Source organism: Paractinoplanes aksuensis, assembly GCF_024137025.1.
GTDB classification, from domain to species: Bacteria; Actinomycetota; Actinomycetes; order Mycobacteriales; family Micromonosporaceae; genus Actinoplanes; species Actinoplanes aksuensis.
Genome location: NZ_JAMYJR010000010.1, coordinates 209,381 through 226,773, shown reverse-complemented (window position 1 = coordinate 226,773; position 17,393 = coordinate 209,381). Strand labels below are relative to the sequence as shown.

The 17,393-nt window shown below is 70.2% G+C and carries 15 protein-coding genes; 12 read left to right on the top strand and 3 right to left on the bottom strand.

Annotation, left to right across the window (positions count from 1 at the left end; translation table 11 throughout):
* The first annotated feature begins 303 nt into the window (after window positions 1–303).
* The 8 genes from M1L60_RS11485 to M1L60_RS11450 all read left to right on the top strand — a co-directional run bounded on the left by M1L60_RS11485 (window position 304) and on the right by M1L60_RS11450 (window position 11,996).
* A complete protein-coding gene (locus tag M1L60_RS11485; protein ID WP_253237343.1) occupies window positions 304–2,271 on the top strand; it encodes an alpha-1,4-glucan--maltose-1-phosphate maltosyltransferase in 1,968 nt (655 codons plus the stop codon).
* A 21-nt stretch (window positions 2,272–2,292) separates the two neighbouring features.
* The gene (gene treS, locus M1L60_RS11480) at window positions 2,293–4,071 is read left to right on the top strand and encodes a maltose alpha-D-glucosyltransferase (protein WP_253237342.1); all 1,779 of its coding nucleotides are present in this window, start codon (window positions 2,293–2,295) and stop codon (window positions 4,069–4,071) included.
* Window positions 4,068–5,378: a maltokinase N-terminal cap-like domain-containing protein gene (locus M1L60_RS11475; protein ID WP_253237341.1), complete on the top strand. Its 1,311-nt coding sequence runs from the start codon at window positions 4,068–4,070 to the stop codon at window positions 5,376–5,378. The genes treS and M1L60_RS11475 overlap by 4 nt, the downstream gene beginning before the upstream one ends.
* A gap of 27 nt (window positions 5,379–5,405) precedes the next feature.
* On the top strand, window positions 5,406–7,568 hold the full coding sequence (gene glgB, locus M1L60_RS11470) for a 1,4-alpha-glucan branching protein GlgB (RefSeq protein WP_253237340.1): 2,163 nt from the start codon (window positions 5,406–5,408) through the stop codon (window positions 7,566–7,568).
* Between the two features lie 523 nt (window positions 7,569–8,091).
* Window positions 8,092–8,253, top strand: coding sequence for a hypothetical protein (locus M1L60_RS11465; protein ID WP_253237339.1), 162 nt, complete (start codon window positions 8,092–8,094; stop codon window positions 8,251–8,253).
* 13 nt (window positions 8,254–8,266) lie between these two features.
* The gene (locus M1L60_RS11460; protein ID WP_253237338.1) at window positions 8,267–9,451 is read left to right on the top strand and encodes an FxsB family cyclophane-forming radical SAM/SPASM peptide maturase; all 1,185 of its coding nucleotides are present in this window, start codon (window positions 8,267–8,269) and stop codon (window positions 9,449–9,451) included.
* Entirely contained in the window at window positions 9,441–11,123 is a 1,683-nt protein-coding gene (locus M1L60_RS47755; RefSeq protein WP_253237337.1) for an HEXXH motif domain-containing protein, read from the top strand. Before M1L60_RS11460 ends, M1L60_RS47755 begins: the two co-directional genes overlap by 11 nt.
* Before the next feature lie 72 nt (window positions 11,124–11,195).
* Complete coding sequence (locus tag M1L60_RS11450) at window positions 11,196–11,996, top strand: MFS transporter (RefSeq protein WP_253237336.1); 801 nt, start codon at window positions 11,196–11,198, stop codon at window positions 11,994–11,996.
* Here M1L60_RS11450 and M1L60_RS11445 read toward each other — a convergent pair.
* Window positions 11,971–12,642 (bottom strand): 2-phosphosulfolactate phosphatase, encoded by a 672-nt coding sequence (locus M1L60_RS11445; protein ID WP_253237335.1) that lies wholly within the window; start codon window positions 12,640–12,642, stop codon window positions 11,971–11,973. The genes M1L60_RS11450 and M1L60_RS11445 overlap by 26 nt on opposite strands.
* A 41-nt stretch (window positions 12,643–12,683) precedes the next feature.
* Here M1L60_RS11445 and M1L60_RS11440 point away from each other — a divergent pair, with 41 nt between their 5' ends.
* Window positions 12,684–13,460, top strand: a complete 777-nt coding sequence (locus M1L60_RS11440; RefSeq protein WP_253237334.1) for an aldo/keto reductase — start codon at window positions 12,684–12,686, stop codon at window positions 13,458–13,460.
* 42 nt (window positions 13,461–13,502) lie between these two features.
* Window positions 13,503–13,994: a GNAT family N-acetyltransferase gene (locus M1L60_RS11435; protein ID WP_253237333.1), complete on the top strand. Its 492-nt coding sequence runs from the start codon at window positions 13,503–13,505 to the stop codon at window positions 13,992–13,994.
* Between the two features lie 51 nt (window positions 13,995–14,045).
* On the opposite strand, the gene M1L60_RS11430 is transcribed toward M1L60_RS11435, so the two are convergent.
* Window positions 14,046–14,429 (bottom strand): VOC family protein, encoded by a 384-nt coding sequence (locus M1L60_RS11430; protein WP_253237332.1) that lies wholly within the window; start codon window positions 14,427–14,429, stop codon window positions 14,046–14,048.
* A gap of 83 nt (window positions 14,430–14,512) precedes the next feature.
* On the opposite strand from M1L60_RS11430, the gene M1L60_RS11425 reads away from it, so the two are divergent.
* Window positions 14,513–14,905 (top strand): YrhB domain-containing protein, encoded by a 393-nt coding sequence (locus M1L60_RS11425; protein WP_253237331.1) that lies wholly within the window; start codon window positions 14,513–14,515, stop codon window positions 14,903–14,905.
* A 134-nt stretch (window positions 14,906–15,039) separates the two neighbouring features.
* Here the strand turns inward: M1L60_RS11425 and M1L60_RS11420 are convergent, their stop codons facing one another.
* The gene (locus M1L60_RS11420) at window positions 15,040–15,576 is read right to left on the bottom strand and encodes a GNAT family N-acetyltransferase (protein WP_253237330.1); all 537 of its coding nucleotides are present in this window, start codon (window positions 15,574–15,576) and stop codon (window positions 15,040–15,042) included.
* Between the two features lie 92 nt (window positions 15,577–15,668).
* On the opposite strand from M1L60_RS11420, the gene M1L60_RS11415 reads away from it, so the two are divergent.
* Complete coding sequence (locus M1L60_RS11415; RefSeq protein ID WP_253237329.1) at window positions 15,669–17,393, top strand: serine/threonine protein kinase; 1,725 nt, start codon at window positions 15,669–15,671, stop codon at window positions 17,391–17,393.

Here is a 17,393-nt window from a genome sequence, read left to right as displayed (position 1 = left end):
AGAAGGGGTACCAAGGTGGGACCGCACGGCAACCGAGGCGCTCCTGAGGCGCGGGCCGGGAAACATTATTTTGCGGGCCGGTAACGTTCTGATGATCAAACTCGGTAAAGATGAACGAGCCGAATTGGCGGAATTCATCGCCGGGTGCAACGCCTCGCCTGGATGAGTCGGCCGGAGCGGACTCCGGTAGGTTGAGCGCATCGGCACGCCACCGTTTGCGGCGCCTCCACAGCGGAGAAGTATGCCCTCACGGTGGTCTGGTTTCGCCGAACCCGTCCGCGCCCTCTGATTACGGTGGAGATCATGACCGGTCGCTTTCCCATCGAAGACGTGACGCCCTCGGTGTCGTGTGGCCGCTATCCCGCAAAGGCGGTCGTCGGCGAATTGGTGCCGGTCTCCGCGGTGTCCTATCGAGAAGGTCACGACGCCCTCGGCGTCAACGTGGTATGGCGCGGTCCCGACGGCGAATCCGAGCCGTTCACCCGCATGCGCCCGGGTGAGCCCGGCCTCGACCAGTGGCACGGGGTGATCCGGCCCGACCGGGTCGGCCGGTGGACGTTCACGGTGGAGGCGTTCGACGACCCGTACCGCACCTGGCGCAACGCGGTGGTCAAGAAGATCGGCGCCGGGCAGGGCCTGGAAGACCTGGCCAACGACCTGGCCGAGGGGGCCGAGGTCCTCGACCTGGCCACCAAGATCGTTCCGTCCGGCGACGAGGAGCGGGTGCGCGACGCCGCGGCCGCCCTGCGCGACGACCAGCGCTCGCTGTTCGCCCGGGTCTCCCCCGCGCTCGACCTGGAAGAGCTGCTCTGGCACCACCCGGTGCGCCAGCTGGTGACGACCACCCGGTCGTACGCGATCTGGGTCGACCGCAAGCGCGCGCTCTACTCGGCCTGGTACGAGTTCTTCCCCCGCTCCGAGGGCGCCGAGATCGGCCCCGAGTCGACCCCGATCAAGCACGGCACGTTCGCCACCGCGGCCGGCCGGATCCCCGCCGTCGCCGGCATGGGCTTCAACGTGCTCTACCTGCCCCCGATCCACCCGATCGGCAAGATCAACCGCAAGGGCCGGAACAACACGCTGGTGGCCCGGCCGGAAGACGTGGGCTCCCCGTGGGCGATCGGCTCCGACGAGGGCGGCCACGACGCGATCCACCCGCAGCTGGGCACGCTGGACGACTTCCGCGCGTTCATCGCCACCGCCGAGGAGCACGGCCTCGAGGTCGCCATGGACCTGGCGCTGCAGGCCGCGCCCGACCACCCGTGGGTCAAGTCGAACCCCGAGTTCTTCACCCGGCGGGCCGACGGCACCATCGCGTACGCCGAGAACCCGCCCAAGAAGTACCAGGACATCTACCCGATCAACTGGGACAACGACTACAAGGCGCTGCGCGAAGAGGTCTACCGCGTCGTCATGCACTGGGTCGGCAACGGGATCAAGATCTTCCGCGTCGACAACCCGCACACCAAGGCGATGAACTTCTGGCAGTGGCTGATCGCCAAGGTCAAGGAGACCAACCCCGAGGTGCTGTTCCTGGCCGAGGCGTTCACCCGGCCCGCCGTCATGAACGGGCTGGGCAAGGTCGGCTTCACCCAGTCGTACACGTACTTCACCTGGCGCACCACGGCCTGGGAGATGCGGCAGTACATGGAGCAGCTGCTGACCACGATCGACTGGATGCGCCCCAACTTCTGGCCCAACACGCCCGACATCCTGCACGAGTCGCTGCAGAACGGCGGGCCGCCGATGTTCAAGATTCGGGCCGTGCTGGCAAGCATGCTCACGCCGTCATGGGGCATGTATTCGGGTTACGAGCTCTTCGAGCACGTCCCGCGGCCGGGCGCCGAGGAGTACATCGACAACGAGAAGTTCGAGCTCAAGCCGCGGGACTGGGCCCACGCCGAGCGCACCGGCCGGTCGCTGGCGCCGTACATCACCCGGCTCAACCAGGTCCGCGACGAGAATCCGGCCTTGCACTGGCTGCGAAACCTGAGATTCCACGACATCGACAACGACGCGCTGATGTGCTTCTCGAAGCGTGACCCCGACACCGGGAACACGGTTCTCGTGGTCGTCACCTTCGACTCGACGAGCGTGCAGTGGGGCAACACCGTGCTGAACATGCCGGAACTCGGCCTGGACTGGCACGACCGGTTCACGGTGGTCGACCAGATCACCGGGGCCACGTACGAGTGGGGGCAGCACAACGCCGTGCGGATCGATCCGTACGTCGAGCCGGCACACGTCTTCGTGATCCAGCCGGCTAGTTAACAAGTACCTGCGGGTGGGTAGGTGGGGAACCTGATGGACCAGAACGAACTCGGCCTCGAGCCGGATCCGACCGAGGGCAGCCACGTCGAGCAGGGTGTGGTCGAGCACCCGACAGCCGAGGACTTCGAGCATGCCCGCAGCCTGCCGGCGGACCGGACGTGGTTCCAGCGCGCCGTGTTCTACGAGGTTTTGGTCCGGGCGTTCTACGACTCCAGCAACGACGGCTCGGGCGACCTGAAGGGCCTGATCGAGCGGCTCGACTATCTGCAGTGGCTCGGGGTCGACTGCCTGTGGCTGCCGCCGTTCTACGAGTCGCCGCTGCGCGACGGCGGCTACGACATCAGCGACTTCTACAAGGTGCTGCCCGAGTTCGGCACGGTCGATGACTTCGTGGCGCTGCTCGACGCGGCCCACAAGCGCGGCATCCGGGTCATCACCGACCTGGTCATGAACCACACCTCGGACCAGCACCTGTGGTTCCAGGAGTCGCGGCGCGACCCCGACGGCCCGTACGGCGACTACTACGTCTGGAGCGACACCTCCGAGAAGTACCAGGACGCACGGGTCATCTTCGTCGACACCGAGGAGTCGAACTGGACGTTCGACCCGGTGCGTCGGCAGTTCTTCTGGCACCGGTTCTTCTCGCACCAGCCCGACCTCAACTACGACAACCCGGCCGTGCAGAACGCGATGCTCGACGTGCTGCGCTTCTGGCTCGACCTGGGCATCGACGGTTTCCGGCTCGACGCGGTGCCGTATCTGTTCGAGCGTGAGGGCACCAACGGCGAGAACCTGCCCGAGACGCACGCCTTCCTCAAGCACTGCCGCAAGGTGATCGACGACGAGTTCCCGGGGCGGGTGCTGCTGGCCGAGGCCAACCAGTGGCCGGCCGACGTGGTCGAGTACTTCGGCGACTCGAAGGCCGGCGGCGACGAGTGCCACATGGCGTTCCACTTCCCGCTGATGCCGCGCATCTTCATGGCGGTCCGGCGCGAGTCGCGCTTCCCCATCAGCGAGATCCTGGCCCAGACACCGGCCATCCCGGACAACTGCCAGTGGGGCATCTTCCTGCGCAACCACGACGAGCTGACGCTCGAGATGGTGACCGACGAAGAGCGCGACTACATGTACGGCGAGTACGCCAAGGACCCGCGGATGAAGGCCAACGTGGGCATCCGCCGGCGGCTGGCCCCGCTGCTCGAGAACGACCGCAACCAGATGGAGCTGTTCACCGCGCTGCTGCTGTCGCTGCCGGGCTCGCCGGTGCTGTACTACGGCGACGAGATCGGCATGGGCGACAACATCTGGCTCGGTGACCGCGACGGCGTTCGCACGCCGATGCAGTGGACCCCGGACCGCAACGCCGGCTTCTCGACGGCCCACCCCGGCCGGTTGTATCTGCCGGCCAACCAGGACCCGGTGTACGGCTACCAGGCGGTGAACGTCGAGGCCCAGCGCGACAGTTCCACGTCGTTGCTGAACTGGACGCGTACGATGCTGGCGGTGCGACGCCGCCACGAAGCGTTCGCCGTCGGGACCTTCCGCGAACTGGGCGGATCCAACCCGTCGGTGCTGGCCTACCTGCGCGAGGACGGCGACGACGTCGTGCTCTGCGTGAACAACCTGTCGCGCTTCCCGCAACCGATCGAGCTGAACCTGCAGCACTGGAACGGGTACACCCCGGTCGAGCTGACCGGTCACGTGAACTTCCCGCGTATCGGCCAGCTGCCCTACCTGCTCACGCTCCCCGGGCACGGCTTCTACTGGTTCCAGCTGTGCGGGTCCGAGGAGAAGCAATGACGTTGCCTTTCGCCGAATGGCTGCCGCTCCAACGGTGGTACGCCGGCCGATCCCGCACCCTGTCCTCGGTCAAGGAGGCGTCGACCACGGCGCTCGACGACGACCTCGACCTGGTGCTGATCGACGTCGAGTACACCGACGGCAGTTCCGAGCGGTACCAGGTGGTCGTGGCCTGGGAGTCGGGCCCGATCATCGAGTACAGCGAAGTGGCGACGATCGGCACCGACGGCGACCGCACCGGCTACGACGCGCTCTACGACACCAAGGCCGCCCGTAAGCTGCTGGCCCTGGTGGCGGCGGGTGGCACCCGGGGCGACGTGACGTTCGAGGCCGAGCCGGGCGCGACCTTCCCGGTCGACGCCTGGCCGCGGGTCTTCGACGCCGAGCAGAGCAACACCAGTGTCATCTTCGAGCAGGACGCGATCCTCAAGGTGTTCCGCCGCGTGTCGGCCGGCATCAACCCCGACGTCGAGCTCAACCGTGTGCTCGGCCGGCGCGACAACCCGCATGTGGCGCGCCTGCTGGGGTCCTTCCAGACCACCGAGGGCGGCGAACCCTGCCCGCTGGGCATGGTCACGGCGTACGCCGGCAACTCGGCCGAGGGCTGGGCCATGGCCACGGCCTCGGCCCGCGACCTGTTCGCCGACGCCGAGATGCGCGCCGACGAGGTCGGCGGCGACTTCCAGGGCGAGTCGTACCGGCTGGGCGAAGCGGTGGCGTCGGTCCACGCCGACCTGGCCGCGGCGCTCGGCTCCGGCCCGTCGGTCTTCCCGGTCGACGCCATGCTGGCCCGCCTACGCAGCGCGGCCCAGGCCGTGGCCGAGATCCAGCAGTACGTGCCGTCCATCGAGGCCCAGTTCCGCGCGCTCGACACCGAGCCCGTCGAGGTGCAGCGCGTCCACGGCGACCTGCACCTGGGCCAGGTGCTGCGGGTGCCCGAGGGCTGGCTGCTCATCGACTTCGAGGGTGAGCCGGGCCAGCCGCTCGACCAGCGCCGCCTGCCCGACTCGCCGCTGCGCGACGTGGCCGGGGTGCTGCGCTCCTACGAGTACGCGGCCTACCAGCTGCTGGTCGACCAGGACGACGACGAGCACCTGGCCGCGCGGGCCCGCGAGTGGGTCGACCGCAACCGGGCCGCGTTCTGCGACGGCTACGCCCACGCCGCCGGCGCCGACCCGCGCGAGCAGGGTCCGCTGCTGGCGGCCTACGAACTCGACAAGGCGGTCTACGAGGCCGCGTACGAAGCCCGGCACCGGCCCGGATGGCTGCGCATCCCGTTGCGCTCCATCTCGCGCCTCGTCGGCTGACGCCCACGCCAGAAGGAGATTCCCCTCGTGATCGGCCACTCCGCCAACCCGCTCGCCGCCGACCAGCGCGCCCTCAACAGCGTGGTGGCCGGCGACACCCACGATCCGCACGGCGTCCTCGGCGCCCATCCCGGCGGCGGCAACACCGTGATCCGGACCCTGCGCAAGGGGGCCAAGGCGGTCACGCTCGTCTTCGAGGGCGAGCGGGTCGAGATGATCCGGGTCCACCCCGACGGCGTGTTCGCGGCCGAGGTGCCGGGCCTGGTGCTCGACTACCGGGTCGACGTCGACGGCGAGGTCGTCGACGACCCGTACCGGCATCTGCCGACGCTGGGTGAGCTCGACCTGCACCTGATCGGCGAGGGCCGGCACGAGAAGCTGTGGAAGGTGCTCGGCGCGCAGCCCCGCGAGAGCGGTGTCGGGTTCGCGGTGTGGGCCCCGGGCGCGCGCGGCGTGCAGGTGATCGGCGACTTCACCGGCTGGGGCCCGTACGACGGCTGGCCGATGCGCTCGCTCGGCTCCAGCGGCGTGTGGGAGATCTACCTGCCCGACGCCCAGGTCGGCAGCAAGTACAAGTTCAAGATTCTCGGACGCGACGGGGTGTGGCGGGAGCACGCCGACCCGCTCGCGCAGCACACCGAGGTGCCGCCGGCCACCGCCTCGGTCGTCTACGACTCGGCGTACGAGTGGTCCGACGAGACGTGGATGGCCGAGCGCGCCACCAAGCAGTGGCATCAAGAGCCGATGAGCGCGTACGAGGTGCACCTGGGCTCGTGGCGGCCCGGCCTCACGTACACGGAGCTGGCCGACCAGCTCGTCGAGTACGTACTGGAAACGGGCTTCACCCACGTCGAGCTGATGCCGGTGATGGAGCACCCGTTCGGCGGCTCGTGGGGCTACCAGGTCACCGGCTACTACGCTCCGACGTCGCGCTTCGGCACCCCCGACGAGTTCCGCCACCTGGTCGACAAGCTGCACCAGGCCGGCATCGGCGTGATCCTGGACTGGGTGCCCGCGCACTTCCCGAAGGACGAGTGGGCGCTGGCCCGCTTCGACGGCACGCCGCTGTACGAGCACGGCGACTGGCGCCGCGGCGAGCACCCGGACTGGGGCACGTACGTCTTCGACTTCGGTCGCAAAGAGGTCCGCAACTTCCTGGTCGCCAACGCGCTCTACTGGTGCGAGGAATTCCACGCCGACGGCCTGCGGGTCGACGCCGTGGCCTCGATGCTCTACCTGGACTACTCGCGCAAGGACGGCGAGTGGACCCCCAACCAGTACGGCGGCCGCGAGAACCTGGACGCGATCAGCTTCCTGCAAGAGATGAACGCGACCGTCTACAAGAACTACCCGGGCGCGATCACCATCGCCGAGGAGTCGACAGCGTGGCCCGGCGTCACCCGCCCGACCCACCTGGGCGGCCTCGGCTTCGGCTTCAAGTGGAACATGGGCTGGATGAACGACACCCTCTCGTACATCGAGAAGGAGCCGATCTACCGCCAGTGGCACCACCACCAGATGACCTTCGCGACCGTGTACGCGTGGAGCGAGAACTACATCCTGCCGATCAGCCACGACGAGGTCGTGCACGGCAAGGGCTCACTGGCCGGCAAGATGCCCGGCGACCTGTGGCAGAAGCTGGCCAACACCCGGGCCCTGCTCGGCTTCATGTGGGCCTTCACCGGCAAGCAGCTGCTGTTCATGGGCAGCGAGATGGCCGACCTGCGCGAGTGGAGCGAGGAGCGCGGGCTCGACTGGACGCTGCCGGACGACCCGCAGTTCGGCGGTGTGCAGACTCTGGTGAAAGACCTGAACCGGGTCTACAAGGAGTCGCCCGCACTGTGGACGCAGGACACGTCGGCCAGCGGCTTCCGCTGGATCACCAGCGAGGACTCGCAGCACAACACGTTCTCGTTCGTCCGGTTCCCGCCCAACGGCGACCCGGTGGCCTGCGTCGTCAACTTCGCGGCGGTTCCGCACGAGGGCTACCGCATCGGCCTGCCCCGGGCCGGCGCGTGGGCCGAGGTGATCAACACCGACAGCGAGCTGTACGGCGGCTCGGGCGTCGGCAACCTGGGCGAAGTCCACACGGACGACCTGCCGTGGCACGGCTTCGATCACTCGGTGTCACTGCGGGTGCCGCCGCTGGGCGCGGTCTGGCTGCGCCTGACGCCCCCTGATCAGGATTGACGGTCGTTTGTAGAGTGCGGCGCATTCCATTTCCTCACTGGAGGTGATCAATGCGTCGCACTGAGTCCGTCCTGGTGCGCGGCGGAGCGGGAGTCGGACGACTTCTCGTGGTGGCGCAAGCGCAACCACCACGACGTCGCCGTTACCGCGGCCCCGGTGCGGGGCTCGGCCGGGCAGACCGCCGACCTCACGTTCGAGGTCGTCAACTACGGCCCGTCCGACGGTGGCGGGCCCAGTGTGCTGGTGACGGCGCCGAGCGGCACGGCGCTCCGGCCGGGTGTCCCACACCATCCCGTTGAAGATCAGGTCGCGACCGGGCCCGGACGGCCGGATCTTCGGTGAGGGCGAGATGGTCGCCGGCACCGAGACCCGGTGGGCCAACAACACGGCGCGCATCACCGTGCGCCAGTGATCTGTCACTAATTTGACAGGCGGCTACAACCGTTCGACGTTCGTCAATAGGTTTGAAGAGCGCCCGCCGGGGGTCTCCCCCGGCGGGCTGACAACCTGACGGAGGCGCGACATGGAAAGTCAGGCACTCGAGACCCCGCAGCTCGACCAGGTCGACGACGACCTGCTGGCCGAGCTCAGCCCCGCCCTGCGCGCAGCCGTCGAGCGGGTCTACGCCCCCGACGACCACGGCGGCGCGGGCGGCTTCAACTCGTTCGTGGACGCCGACCTGTAACTGGGTCCCGCTGATGACCGGCCGCTGGCCCGACGACCTCGACGTGACCGCGCTGACGGCCCAGGGGTGGCGGCCCAAACGCTTCAACCAGTTCGTCGTCAAGGTGCACAGCCGCTGCAACCTGGCCTGCGGCTACTGCTACGTGTACGAGTCGGCCGACCAGAGCTGGCGCGACCAGCCCAAGGTCATGACCGAGGCCGTCTTCACCGAGGCCTGCCGCCGGATCGACGAGCACGCCGGGTCGGCGGTGAGCCTGGTCTTCCACGGCGGCGAGCCGCTGCTGGCCGGGGCCGCCCACCTCGACCGGCTGGCCGCCGAGGCGACCACCGTTCTGGGCCCGGGCCGGCGGCTGCGGCTGGGGATGCAGACCAACGGCCTGTTGCTGGATCCGCAGGTGATCGAGGTCTGCGACCGATGGGGCATCCGGGTCGCCGTCAGCCTGGACGGCGACGAGGCCGGACACGACCGCCACCGGACGTTCCGCGACGGCCGGGGCAGCCACGCCGGAGTCGTCCAGGGCCTGCAGCTGCTGCGGGAACACCGGCACCTGTACGCGGGGCTGCTGTGCACCATCGACCTGGCCAACGATCCGGTGACGACGTACGAGGCGCTGCTCGAGTTCGAGCCACCGACCGTGGACTTCCTGTTGCCCCATGCGAACTGGGCCACGCCCCCGGCCGGCGCGCCCGCGGCGTACGGGAGATGGTTGTCCGAGATATTCGACCGCTGGTTCGACGCGCCCGTGCGCGAGGCCGGCGTCCGCCTGTTCGACGACATCCTGGCGCTGGCCCTGGGCGGCACAGGCACGTCGGAATCGGTCGGGCTGCAACCGATCCGAGTCGCCGTGATCGAGACCGACGGCACGATCGAGCAGGTCGACACGCTCAAGACCGCGTTCGCGGGCGCGACCCGGGTCCGCGCCGCGGCCGGTGGCAACCCGCTCGACCAGGCGCTCGTCCAGCCCCAGATCATCGCCCGGCAACTCGGCCGGGACGCGCTGAGCGACACCTGCCGCGAGTGCGGGATCCACGAGATCTGCGGCGGCGGCAACTACACCCACCGCTTCCGGCCCGGGCACGGCTTCCGCAACCCGTCGGTCTACTGCCCCGACCTGGCCTACCTGATCAGCCACATCCAGGCGAGGGTGGCCGGCGAGCTCGCGAAGATCCGAACCAGGAGGCCGACCGGTGGAGACTAGGGCCGGCATGCTGGTGCGCGATCTCGGCACCGGCTTCGGGACGCCCGAGAACCTGGCCCGGCTCGCCGCCGGTCAACGCCAGAAGCGCCAGGTGCTGCTGCGCATGCTGCTCAACGACGCCGCCGGCATCGAGGGCGCCGGCCTGGCCGAGGCGGCGCCGCACATCACCGGCGAGATGCTCGACTACCCCACCGTCGGCGTCTGGCTCGTCCACTGCATCCGGCGCATCGCCCACCCGGACGGTCGCGACGACGTGCCGCTCTGGGCCGACCTCGGCTACCTGGGCTGGCTGCGGGCGGCCGCGTTCGTCACCGCCCGGCAGGCGGGCCACGTCGAGGTCGTCGTACGCGATGGCGCGGTCATGCTGCCCGGCCTGGGACTGGCCCGGCTGGCGCCGCCGGGGACGCACGGGCACGCCACGCTGACCGGCCGGTTCGAGTTCACGATGGGCGACACCCGGTTCGTCGTACGCGACCCGGGCGGCGAGGGTGACGAGCGGTGGTTGCCGCTGCGCAAGCTGGGCGCCACGTACTCGGCCCTGCGGACGGTCCACCTGGATGATCTCGACCCGTTCCGGGACTTCTCCGACCCGTACACAAAAGCGCAGTTGACGGCCCCACCGCCGCGCCTGACCGCGGCGCAGGCGGCCCGGTGGTCCCGGAACTTCATGGGCGCGCTCGAGATCCTGCGGCGCCAGCACGAGGGCTACTCGACCGGCATCGACGCGGTGCTGCGCACGGTGGTGCCGCTCACCGCGGAACCGGTGCCCAACGGGGTCAGCAACACCTCACTGCATGCGTACGGCGGGGTCAACATGAGCGCCGCGGGCGGACCCCAGCAGTTCGCGCTGACGCTGATCCACGAATGCCAGCACGCCAAGCTGACCGCGCTCAGCGACCAGGCCGAACTGCAGAAACCCTCGACCGCCCAAGACCTGTACGCCCCGTGGCGCGACGACCCGCGGCCGCTGACCGGCCTGCTCCAGGGCATCTACGCGCACATCGGGGTCACCGACTTCTGGCGCGTCTACCGGCGCGAGCCCGGGCCGAAGGCGCTGATGGCCGAGGTCGAGTTCGCCCGCTGGCGCACCCAGGTGCAGCAGGCGCTGCTCGTCGCGGCCGCGTCGCCGCTGCTCACCGAGGCCGGGACGGCGTTCGTGGCGGCCATGGGAGCGGCGATCCGGCACTGGTCGGCCGAGACCGTGCCCGCCCGCCTCGAGACGCTGGCCCGCGAGTCGTCGGCCGGCCACCTGGTGGCATGGCGGGTCCGCAACATGACCGTGAACGTCGACGACCTGCACTCGCGGTGGTCGCGCGGCTTGGACGCGGGCGAACTGCCCCCGTCCCAGGTCGTGCCGGGCGAGGTGCCGTTGCGCAGCCGGCTGCCGGTCGGCTACGTCAAGATGAACCAGGCGGCCGGCGTGGACCCCGGCCCCGACGTGCCGGCGGCCGACCTCGCGTACACCGAGGGTGACTTCGAACGGGCGCTGGCCCTCTACACGGCCGAGACGCCACCGAGCCCCGAGACCTGGGCCGGCCTGGCCCTCACCCTGCGCCAGCTCTCCGACGAACAAACGGTGTCGGCACTGTTCCAGCGGCCCGAGGTGGTGGCCGCGCTGCACCAGAGGGTGCTGGGGGACATCGTGCAGCTCACCATGTGGCTGTCGGCTTGATTCTGCGCAACCGGCGCTTCCTGGCACGTACCCGCCGGCCTGCTCGCCGACACGGTCAACCGCCGCACGCTGATGCTGGCCGCCCAGGTGGCCGGCCTGCTCGCCACCGCCGCCGTGCTGCTGGCGGCCGCGGTGGACCTGCGCGGGACGGCGATCGTGCTGGTGGTGGCGGCCGTGATCGAGGGTTCGGCCTTCGTCCTCTTCAGCATCGCCGAGGTCGGGGCCGTGTTCTCCCCCCGCTCCTCGTCGTCCCCTTCCGGCCCTCGGCTCACCGAAGGCCTGGTGTGGCTGTGGCGCATCCCCTACCTGCGGGTCACCAGCCTGGTCACCGGCTTCACGAACGTGCTGTTCCAGTGCGTGATCCTGCTGGTGCTGGTTGTGGCCACCCGCGACAACCGTCCGGCCTGGACGGTCGGCCTGGTCCTGGCCGCAGCCGGCGTCGGCGGCCTGCTGGCCTCCCTGGTGATCCCCAGCCTGGAACGCCGCTTCCCACCCCGGGGCCTGTTCCTGACCTGTGTGTGGTCGTGGACGGCGTTGCTGGCGATGATCGCCCTGAGCACCCACCCGGTGGTGCTGGCCATCGCGTGGGGCGGGGTAGGCGCAGTCGGCACCATCGTGGCCGTAACGCTGACAGTCACCCGAGCCCGAGCAGTCCCCGACAACATGCTGGGCCGCATAGTCAGCGCCGCCGCCGTCCTCACCGACGGCGCTGTCCCTCTCGGCGCCCTGGTCGGCGGCTACCTGCTGGCCGCCACCACCGCCGAGACCACCGCCCGCATCCTGGCCGTCGCCATGCTCGTCGCCGCCCTGCTCAGCACCCGATTCCTCCGCAGCGCCCCGACGGCCGTCAGACCGACTGGCGCAGAACCATGAACCCGTCCTCCTGGGCCACCACCATGGCGAACGGGAATCGGTCGGCCTCCAGACACAACGGCACGTCGTCAGCATGAACCCCGGGCCGGCCTCGGCCCGCAGCGGCAGCCAGATCAGCCGCAGCAGCAGACCCGGCAGCACGATCGAGGAATACTTCGGGGTCGGTCGACGGGTCGACCGCTTTACGGGCAATGTACTGAGCACAGGCCAGATCCTCTTCGGCCCGCCCGCCGGAGCCGGTGACGACGAAGGTGACGTCACACCCCCGCAGGAGTTCGGCCGTCGCCCCGGCCACCACGAAACTGGCGCACAGCAGCAACGACGCGCCCCGAGCGGCGTGGACACCGACCGTCCCGTTGGTCGTCTTCTGCACGATCGTCCGCCCGGCCAGATCCATCGAGCGCAGCCGGGCCGGCGAGTTGACCAGGTCGAACCCGGGCGCCGGCGGACCGTCCTTGAGCGTGATCCAGTCCGGATGGCCGGCCTTGAGGGCCAGCGCGTCCTCCACTGAGGCGGCGAGCACGATCTTGTTCGCCCCCAGCGTGAAGGCCCAAGCCGCCACGGTGAAGGCACGCATGACATCGATCACGACAGCGACCGACGGGGCCTCCGTCAGCTCCGGGATACCAACGAACCGAGCTTCCATCCGGCCGATGATTCCGCACCACGGCCGGTATCGTCCGTACGATGCCGCACTTGAGTGGTGGGCGGATCGGTTTCGGGGCGATGCAGCTCGACACCTCGCCCGGGCAGCGCGATTCATCGGTGGCCGTCCTGCGCCGGGCCGTCGAACTGGGCGTCCCGCTGATCGACACGGCGTACCTGTACGGCGGCGGCGGCAACGAGGAGCTCATCGCCGAGGCCCTGCACCCGTACCCCGACGATGTTCTCGTCACGACGAAGGTCGGTGTCTCGGGGAAAGGTGACGACTGGCGGCTCGACGGCCGGCCCGACTCGCTGCGCCGCCAGGTCGACGGCTGCCTGCGGCGTCTGCGCGTGGAACGGATCGAACTGCTGCAGCTGCACCGGGTCGACCCCGACGTGCCCCTGGCCGATCAGGTCGGCACCCTCGTCGAGCTGGCCGCCGAGGGCAAGGCGGCCGAGCTCGGCCTGTCCGAGGTCACCGTCGACGAGCTGGCCGAAGCCCGCGCCATCACCGCCATCACCAGCGTCCAGAACCGCTACAACCTCGCCGACCGCACCCACGAGCCCGTACTGCACGCCTGCGAGCGCCTCGGCATCCTCTTCCTGCCCTGGCGACCGCTCGCCCACGACGGCGGCGCTGTCGAAACCATAGCGGCCGAGCTGGGCGCAACCCCGGCCCAGGTCGCGCTCGCCTGGCTGCTGGCCCATTCCCCGGTCATGCTGCCCATCCCCGGCACCTCGAAGCTCGCGCACCTGGAACAGAACCACGCGGCAGCAACCGTGTCGCTCACGTCGGATCAGCTGGCGCGGCTGGCCTGACCACGACCGGCGGCCGCTGGGCCGCAGCGAGAGCGAGAGACGATGAGGCCACTGCCGAGCGTCACACTGGTGCCGTTCACCGAGGAACTCCTGCCTGTCGTGCAGGTGTGGTTCGGCCATGCCGAGGTGCAACGGTGGCTGGGTGGGCCCGACTGGCCGGCGCACGGGCTTAGGACGCAGGGCCAGGGTATCGGCGAGATCTTCCGGGGGCGGCGGGTGCTGCGGGTCCACACGTGGGTCGCGCTCGATGCCGGTCGCGAGGTGGTGGCGCTGGTCGGCGGCGATGTCTACTCCCCGGGGCCCGAGTTCGGTTTCGCGTACGTCGTTGATCCGGCCCGGTGGCGGCAGGGTTACGGCACGGCGGCGTTGCGGGCCGTTGTCGCCCACCCCGCGCTGGCCGATGTCGTGCTTTTCAGCGCCGGCATCGAGCCCGAGAACGAGGCCAGCGCCCGCTGTGCGGCCGCCGCCGGGTTCTGGCCGGACGATCCGCGGCCCGACTTCGAGGGAATCGTCCACCACGTGCTGCGACGCTAGGGTGTATCTGGCGGATCACGCCGCAGCCCCGCGTGATCCGCCAGATACACCCTAGGACCAGGTGGTGGCCAAGCGGTCGAAGGTGGCGTCGTCGCTGTGCCGCGGAATCACGCAGGCCAGCTGGCCGCCGGGGATGCGCAGGATGTGGCAGTCGAGCCACTGGTCGATCTGTTCCGCGCCGAGCCCGATCAGCCGCGCCGTCTCGGCCTCGACGTCGTCGGTCTCGAAGTCGAGGTGGTAGCGGGCCTGGCCGTCGATCGCCTGGAGGGCCAGCGTCAGCCCGGGCAGCACCCCGGGCAGCGACGTGAACTGCGGCTCGTCGGGCACCTGACGCGCCTCGACCCCCAGAGCGCCCGCCCAGAACGCGGCAGCACCGTCCACCTCGTCTTTCGGCACGTCGATCAGGATGGTGGACAACCGGCTGCGATGGGCCATGGTCAGCGCTCCTCCTCGAAACTCTCTGGCGCCGACTCAACCACACCGGTATGACATTCCACGAGCGAGGAAGGAGGTGCGCCGTGGTCACCCGGCAGTTCGCCGTGGCGCGGGTCGAGGAGGTGCTGGCCGAGGAGCGACGCCGGCAGTCCCACCTGCCCGAGCTCGGCGTCAGCCTCGTCGAGGAGCACGAGTTCGGCTGGATCGTCCACTGGCAGTCCGCCGCCTACCTGGGTACCGGAGACTTCCGGCAGAGCCTGGTCGGCGGCGGCCCGTACCTGGTCGACGGCGAGGACGGCAGCGTGCACCGCATCCCGGCCCACGCCTTTCGCCCCGGGCGCTGGGAGGAGCAGTACCGGCAGCGGATCCGAGGCGTCGTTCCGCCCGATCCACTGGCCGCAGCGGTGCGGCTCACAGCCCTCGGCCCGGGCCGGACGAGCGCCATCCGCCGGCTTCGGAAGCAGTACCCGTCGTGAAGCCTCGGTGAGGCCGCGAGCTATGTCGATGCCGTGCGTCAGGGGGACGAACCCCCGGCCGAACTGGCCGACCGCACGCGACCGGCCCCTCCGCCGCCCTGGGCCGTCATCGAAACTGTGCGCGGACCGGTCGTCTAGCGCAGCAGCCACTCGCCGGAGAGCAGGCCGTACAGCAGGTCGTCGGTCCACTCGCCCTTGATGTAGGTCTGCTGGCGCAGCCGGCCCTCGCGGGTGAAGCCCAGGCGTTCCAGCAGGCCGGCCGACGCCGTGTTGCGGGCGTCGCACTCGCCGGTGACCTTGTGCAGGCCCTGCACCCGGAACAAGCGGTCGAGCACGGCCGTGACCGCCTCGAACGCGTACCCCTGTTTCTGATGTTCCTGGGCCAGGGTGAAGCCGATCTCGGCTTGTTTCAAGTTGTCATGGAGGTGGACGGCCACATCGCCGATGAGCCGGCGGTCTTCCGTGCGTTCGATCGCGTACTGGAACCAGCCCGCTTTGTCGGGATCGGAGGCGATGAAGTTGGCCACCGCCGTCTCGGCCCGCAGCAGCGGGAACGGCGCGTCCCAGGACTGGTAGCGGGCCACCGCCGGCTCGGAGCGGTAGGCGGCCAACGGCTCGGCGTCGGCCGGGCGGAAGCGCCGCAGCACCAGCCGCTCGGTGGCGATCAACATCGTCCGAGCATAAGACCCGACAGTGCAGGCAGAGGCCGAGACATCACCCGATACAGTGACGGCTTCTGATTTCTCCGGGACTGGGGGCGGTCATGCGTCCGGAGCCACTGCGTCCGCACGATCCGGTCCGGCTGGGCTCGTACGAGCTGCTCGGCCGGCTCGGCGAGGGCGGCATGGGCACCGTCTTCCTGGCCAGGACGGCCGCGGGGACCCAGGTCGCCGTCAAGGTGGTGCGGGCCGACCTGTCGCCCGACGACGAGTTCCGCCGCCGGTTCCGCAGCGAGGTGGCCCGGGCCCGCCAGGTGCCGCCGTTCTGCACGGCCGAGGTGCTCGACGCCGACCCGGACGCCGAGCATCCTTACCTCGTGGTCGAGTACGTCGACGGGCCGACGCTGGCCGAGGTGGTCGACGACCGGGGGCCGCTCACCGCAGCCAACCTCCACAGTGTCGCGATCGGGGTGGCGACCGCGCTCACCGCCATCCACGGCGCCGGGGTCATCCACCGCGATCTCAAGCCGCGCAACGTGCTGCTGGCGCCGGGCACGCCCAAAGTGATCGACTTCGGCATCGCGCGGGCGGTCGACGGCGGCGCCACCGGCAACACCGCGCCCGAGTTCATGATGGGCACGGTGGCCTACATGGCGCCGGAGCGTTTCGGGGACGCCGAGGTGCCGCTGACCGCCGCGGCTGACATCTTCGCGTGGGGCGGCGTGGTCATGTACGCGGGCACCGGCCGCACCCCGTTCGGCGGCGACTCGCCGCTGGCCACGGCCGGGCGCATCCTTACACAGGAACCCGATCTGTCCGGCCTGGCCGATCCGTTGCGCGAGCTGGTGTCGTACGCCCTGAGCAAGGACCCGGTCGACCGGCCCTCGGCCCGCGAACTGCTCGACATGCTGGTCGCCGGCCCGTCCCGGCCCGCCGCCACCGCCGCCGCTCTGGCCGGCCAGCCCGACCTGCGGGTCGCGGCCAGTCAGGCCCAGTCGGTGACGGGTCTGCTGACCGCGCCCGCCGTCGAGGAGCCGACGGTCCAGGTGTCGGCGGTGCCGGGGCTGGTCGAGCCCGACCCCGGGACCCCGCGCCGCCGCTGGTTCCTGCCGGCCGCGATCGCCCTGCTGGTGCTGGCCGTGATCGCCGGCACCATGATGATCGTCTTCGGCCCGCCCGCGCAGCACGTGGCCGGCCCCGGTGAGACTCCCCCGGCCTCCGCGTCACCGACCGTCGCACCGCTGCCCGCGGGCCCGGCGCTCATCACCGACGACCTCGGCGAAGACCGGTTGTGGCTGGCCAAGACCGAGCCCGACGGCAAGTCGTCGTGCGTGTTCACCGGCGGCGAGCTGCACGTGAAGATCGACGGGAAGCCGCTCTACAAGTGTCGCGGCCCGCAGGACACGCTGCCCGACGACATCGACATCGACGTCAGCCTGCGGCTGCTCACCGAGGGCGGGTGCGCCGCGGTCTGGTACCACTTCAAGCTGCCGCACGGCGGTCAGCTCGTCCGGGTCTGCCAGGACAACATCTTCGTCGGCATGCACCAGAGCGCCGACGTCAGCGTGACCCGCACGCTGCCGCTCGACGACCCGATCCAGGTCGGTGGCCCGCCGGTGCGGATCGGCCTGCGCGTGGCGGGCGACGTGGTGACCGTGAGCCGCGACGGCGTGGTGCTGGGCGACGCGCCGCTGGGCCCGGCCAAGATCACCGGCAACCGGGTGCTGCTGGGCGTCTTCCTCGACCGCGACACACCCGACACCGGGTCGGCCGAGGTGGCCTTCGACCGCATCGAGGTGCGGGGACCGGGCACGCCCGGCCCCCGCTGA